At 63.7% G+C, this 5,169-nt stretch carries 6 protein-coding genes; 3 read left to right on the top strand and 3 right to left on the bottom strand.

Annotated elements, in window-relative coordinates; all coding sequences use genetic code 11:
• Positions 1-315: 315 nt before the first annotated feature.
• On the bottom strand, positions 316-741 hold the full coding sequence (locus AC56PL_RS03140; RefSeq protein ID WP_497152992.1) for a hypothetical protein: 426 nt from the start codon (positions 739-741) through the stop codon (positions 316-318).
• Positions 742-1,040: 299 nt separating this feature from the next.
• Positions 1,041-1,364 carry a hypothetical protein gene (locus AC56PL_RS03135; RefSeq protein ID WP_495514955.1) on the bottom strand — a complete coding sequence of 108 codons (324 nt, stop codon included), beginning with the start codon at positions 1,362-1,364 and terminating at the stop codon, positions 1,041-1,043.
• A gap of 352 nt (positions 1,365-1,716) precedes the next feature.
• Between AC56PL_RS03135 and AC56PL_RS03130 the strand changes: the two genes are divergently transcribed.
• The 3 genes from AC56PL_RS03130 to AC56PL_RS03120 all read left to right on the top strand — a co-directional run bounded on the left by AC56PL_RS03130 (position 1,717) and on the right by AC56PL_RS03120 (position 4,768).
• Entirely contained in the window at positions 1,717-2,691 is a 975-nt protein-coding gene (locus AC56PL_RS03130) for an ATP-binding cassette domain-containing protein (protein WP_497152991.1), read from the top strand.
• The gene (locus tag AC56PL_RS03125; protein ID WP_495514953.1) at positions 2,688-3,506 is read left to right on the top strand and encodes an ABC transporter permease; all 819 of its coding nucleotides are present in this window, start codon (positions 2,688-2,690) and stop codon (positions 3,504-3,506) included. Before AC56PL_RS03130 ends, AC56PL_RS03125 begins: the two co-directional genes overlap by 4 nt.
• A gap of 323 nt (positions 3,507-3,829) precedes the next feature.
• Positions 3,830-4,768: an ABC transporter permease gene (locus AC56PL_RS03120; RefSeq protein ID WP_497153554.1), complete on the top strand. Its 939-nt coding sequence runs from the start codon at positions 3,830-3,832 to the stop codon at positions 4,766-4,768.
• Positions 4,769-4,860: 92 nt separating this feature from the next.
• Here AC56PL_RS03120 and AC56PL_RS03115 read toward each other — a convergent pair whose 3' ends face one another.
• Positions 4,861-5,088 carry an MbtH family NRPS accessory protein gene (locus AC56PL_RS03115; protein ID WP_495514952.1) on the bottom strand — a complete coding sequence of 76 codons (228 nt, stop codon included), beginning with the start codon at positions 5,086-5,088 and terminating at the stop codon, positions 4,861-4,863.
• Positions 5,089-5,169: the final 81 nt, after the last annotated feature.

The raw sequence follows: 5,169 nt of genomic DNA, 5'->3' as shown, positions 1-5,169 counted from the left end.
TCTCGAACGAAATGCTCGCCTCGGGACACAAAGAACTCAGCTTACATGCATCTGCCGACGGCAAACTCCACGCCTCTGCCTATCCCGCATTTCGCCTGATCAGAGGTTGTTTACCACTCTAATTAAATTTCACGAATGGGTAGTTAGACAGGGAAATCTGTCAGATGCGGTTCCATGCCGGGGACCGGACGCAGCGCAGGACAGCACAGCGCGGCGCTGCAGACGAACAAATCCGTCAACGAGAGCCCCACGGGGTGCGGCAGGACTGCGCACGGGAAGATCCGCCGGAGTACTCACGGCGGATTGGGGAGTCGGTCAGGCGCCGGACAACCGGCTGGCGATGACGCGGAGGTCGATCTCATTCGTGCCGGCAGCATGCATCGGCGCAACGGGCGCAATGGTGTTGTGCAGGTCGACCACGTCGGTGGATATGACGCTGACGGCTCCGTCGACGACAGATGCCACCACAGTGGGATCGGGCTCGCCGCCAAGAGCGGGCAGGCCTGCGAAGATCGCAGCCACCACCGCGGACCGATCGTCCATCCGTTGACCACGGATCACCGGCATCATCAGCCTGATCGCAGAATCGAGTTCGTGGTAGGTCAGCGCACGCTCGCGGTAACGGACCACCACGCGTTCAGGTGTCGCGGCGGCGATCCGGGCGACAGCATCGGGCAGTTCGATAGGTCCAGAAGTCTTGTCCGCGACCTGGTGGTGGGACCGAACAGTTGAGGTAGCCATTTGCACTCCAAACCTGGGCCCTCCAGCGACTTGAGAGGGCCTTGCACAGCCCATGGTCACAGGACACGCACCATAAGGAAAGGTTTAGAGCAAACCCGTTACATCACCGAAATGTGAAATCCGTCACATTTGACCGTCAAGATCAGGGCGTCTGGACGTATAGAGGACGAGACCCGACGTCGGACGGAACCGGAGTCAAGGGATTCGGTGCCACCGGAACAGCAGTTTGCCCACCGCCACAGGATTTCTCCCACCCTCGGGCGGCATGTCGATGCAGGGTGCGGCGAACCGCCCGCGGCTCAGGCCTCCGCGAGGACGATCAGGGCCCGGAGCCGGATCGCGCCCAACGTCTCCTCGAGGGCACGGGGGCCGGACACAGCGAGCCCCGGAACGGTTGTCATCAGCGCGACCGTCAGCGCGGAGTCGTCGATGCGTGGGGAACCGGTCATGGCGGTGGCGGCGCCCTGTGCGCGTGCCCGCAGGTCCGCGAACGTCACCGTGAAGTCACTTCCGCTCACTGCGGGCCGGTCGGGCGCGGCGTCGGCCGCGACGGCCAGCAGTTCGGTAAGGGCTCGGGGGTCCCGCCGACCTCGGAGGGTCTGTACCCCGACTATGGGATACATCTCTTTGTCATCACCTCGGACCTGTGTTACCACAACGCCCACCCCTTTCGCGACCTGCTAATCAAACTGCACCTATCACACGACATTCCGCCTGCGCCCCTGGGATATTCCCCCATAACGACGCCGCTAAACTATGCATTTGTAGGCTATTACCAAGCAAAACGGAATTTTTCCTTTTCTGGGGAGGGTTATCGCCGGATGGCCACTTGGTGTTACTGCTGGATTCTGCGATACGTTCGATAACGTCAGGTAAAGGGCGATCGCGTCGCCGCGTGACCAAGATGACGACGGGATCGAAATGCAAGCTAAGCACAGTGGTGGTGCCCGAACGAGCCGGTCAGGTGAGTTCGAGGTGTCGGTCGCTGCGCATACGCACGGCGTGGTTGCCGACGGACTGGTGAAGCGTTTCGGCGACTTCACGGCCGTCGACGGAGTCAGCTTCGAGGTGCCCACCGGCACCGTGCTCGGCCTACTGGGTCCCAACGGTGCCGGGAAAACGACGACGGTCAACATGCTTGCCACCTTGCTCACACCGGACGAGGGCACTGCGCGCATCGCCGGCTACGACGTCGTCCGGGACCGGGCCGCCGTTCGCGCCTCGATCATGCTCACGGGCCAGTTCGCGGCTTTGGACGAGTCCTTGACCGGCCGCGAGAACCTGGTGCTGTTCGGCAAGTTGATGGGGCTGAGCAAATCCGAGGCGGCGCAGCGCGCTGCCGAGCTCCTCGATGCCTTTGATCTCGTCGACGCCGCGTCGCGACGGGTCGGCAAATTCTCCGGTGGCATGCGCCGCAGAATCGACATCGCGTGCGGTTTGGTGGTGCGGCCCGAGGTCGTCTTCCTCGACGAGCCCACGACCGGACTCGATCCGCGCAGCCGTCAGGATGTCTGGAACATCGTGACCTCGCTGCGAGACCTGGGGATCACCACATTGCTGACGACTCAGTACCTGGAGGAGGCAGATCTCCTCAGCGACCGGATCGTCGTGATCGACAAGGGCCGCGTCATCGCAGAGGGCACCGCGGCAGAACTCAAGGAACAGGTCAGTGGGACGTTCTGTGAAGTTGTCACGAGCAACCCGGACGACCTCGCTCGCATCAAGGCATTGCTGACCCAACTCGTGCCTGCCGACGAGATACGGATCGATCTGAACCGCAACTCGCTGACCATGCCTGCGGTGCGTTCGACGCAGACGCTGGTCGATGTCGTACGTCTCACCGATTCCGCCGGGATAGAACTCACCGATGTGGGCTTGCGGCGACCGTCACTGGACGACGTGTTCCTCAAGCTGACGGAAGGTCCGGCCGACGGCGCGGAGCACGCATGACAGTGACCAACGCCGCACGGGTGGCCATCTCCGCAGGCGGTCGCCGCCCCTCGGTCAGACCCGGCCGACAATGGCGGGCCCTGACCCAACGTTCCATCATCGGTATGAAGCGACAGGGCGAGTTCTACCTGTCCATCACCGCCCCCGTACTGCTGACGCTCTGCTTCTACATTCCGCTGCGAACCATCATGGATGGTTATCCCGGAATGGACTACGCGCAGTTCCTCATGCCCGTCATCTGCCTGCAGTCGGTGGGCTTCGTCGCGACGTCGGCCGCGATGCGTGCGGCGAACGACGGCAGTACGGGACTGACCAACCGGTTACGCAGTATGCCGGTGAACACCTTTGTCCCCCCGTTGGCCCGATTGGCCTCGAACGTCGTGCTGTTGGTCATCTCACTGGTGTGGGCGATCATCTCGGGTCTGGTGATCGGCTGGAGGCCCACCGCCGGGCTCGTCGATTTCATCGGGTTCATCGGGGTCGCGATGGTCGTCGGCGTGATTCTCGCCTTCGGCGCCGATACGATCGGCGCCGTCTCGAAGAACCCAGCGGCCACCAGTCAGGCCCTTGCCCTCCCCCAGTTGATCCTCGGAATGCTCTCGACCGGGTTCGTGCCCGAAGAACGCTTTCCCGAGTGGATCCAGCCGTTTGCGCGCAATCAGCCGATCTCACAGTTCACCGAACTGATGCGTGGATTCGACGCGGGCGACGTGTCCTGGGAACTGGCGCTGCCGTCCATCTGCTGGGCGGCAGGCATCACCGTGGCGGGTCTGGCCGCCGGTGCCCTCGTGACGATCCGGAGCAGCCGACGATGAGCAGGCACAGAGGAGACGACGGCGCCCCCCAACAGCACTGGTGGCGCAGCGATACCGCCGGATCGAGTCCTTCGCCGCGTCGCACCCGAACCGGCGATCAGCCCACAACAGGCATTCCCCAGCAGGAACGAGACCGGGCCGATGCCGGCCCCCATCAGACCCTCGTCGGTCCGTGGACCCTGCTTTCCCCCGGGGCGGCGGCGGCCGACTGGACCTCCGAACATTCCGCCGCGAGATACCCGCAGGCACCCGAACAGACCGGGCGCCCACTGACCCGGATCACCGACCGGAACTCCCTCGACCCGGCGGAACTGACCCCGGCGATGCAGCAGGCCCCCACGGTCCGGCTGGACCTCGGTCAGATCGCGGCGGCACAGACCGCGGCGGAGGCGGCGGAACAAGCCACAACGGAACAACCGGCCGCGCCCAGCGGAAGGTCGACGACGGCCGCGACACGATTCCCGGCCGCCAGGGCCACCGACGAGCGGGGTTTTCGCGCCTATCTCACGCATTCGAAGATTCTCACCGGACGACAGCTCCGAGTTGTCACCCGGGACCGGCTGACCCTGATTCAGAGTCTGCTGTTCCCGTTGCTGAGCATGGTCATGTTCAAGGTGGTGCTCGGTGACGCGGTCGGCGGTGCGACCGGGCAGAACAGTGCATACGGCACTGTTCCACTGGTGGTGCTCGTCGGGGCGATGTTCGGTTCGCTGGCAGTCGGGACCCGCCTGATCAGTGAACGTCGAACCGGCTTGCTGACGCGCCTGTACGTCATGCCGGTCCACCGCGGGGCCGACCTGACGTCGCGGATCACCGTGGAAATGCTGCGGATCCTCGTCGGAACGCTCGTGATCACGACGGCCGGAATGCTCATCGGCTGGCGTTTCAACGAAGGGCTGGCTGCGGCCGTCGGGATCTTCGCAGTGGCACTTCTCTACGGTGCGGCGTACTCGACCATCGTTCTCACAGTGGCGATGTCGGCGTCAAACGCTCCCCTGGTGCCCATCATGTCGCTGTGCACCAGTTTGCTGATGTTCTTCAATTCGGGGTTCTCGCCGGTCGAGGCCTACCCGGAAGTGCTGCAGCCTTTGGTCCAGAACCAACCGATGACATGCGCGATCGAAACGATGCGGGCGTTGGCCATCGGCGGACCGGTGGCCGAAAATCTCATCAAGACCCTCATCTGGGCCGTCGGCGTCCTGGTGGTCTTCGCCTATCCGGCACTTCTGTCCTACCGCCGGGCGGCCGCGGCGCGGGGTTGAGTTCACGAGGCGGTTCGATCCGGTTCGCCTACTCGCCCGGAAGACAACGACGAGGGGGACCGTCCGTCGGACGGTCCCCCTCGTGCGCGTTGTCAGTCTTTGTTCGTCTGGTCCGCGTTCATCGCGTCGATCAGGCTCTTCGGCCGCAGATCGGTCCAGTTCTGCTCGACGTATTCGAGGCAGGCAGCCCGTGAATCCTCGCCGAAAACCTTGTTCCAGCCCGCCGGGATCTCGGCGAAGGTCGGCCACAGCGAGTGCTGGTTCTCATCATTGACGAGCACGAAGAAACGGCCGTCCTCGTCGTCGAATGGGTTGGTCATGTTGATACTCCCTTCCACTCCGGATGCACCGAGAGTGATGTCGCCTGTTTGTCGTTCTGTCGGACCTTGTTGTTAGCCGGA

It is taken from the genome of Williamsia sp. Y721, from assembly GCF_059683565.1.
The sequence above is the reverse complement of the archived record's forward strand: the minus strand, read 5'-3'. Positions and strand labels throughout refer to the sequence as shown.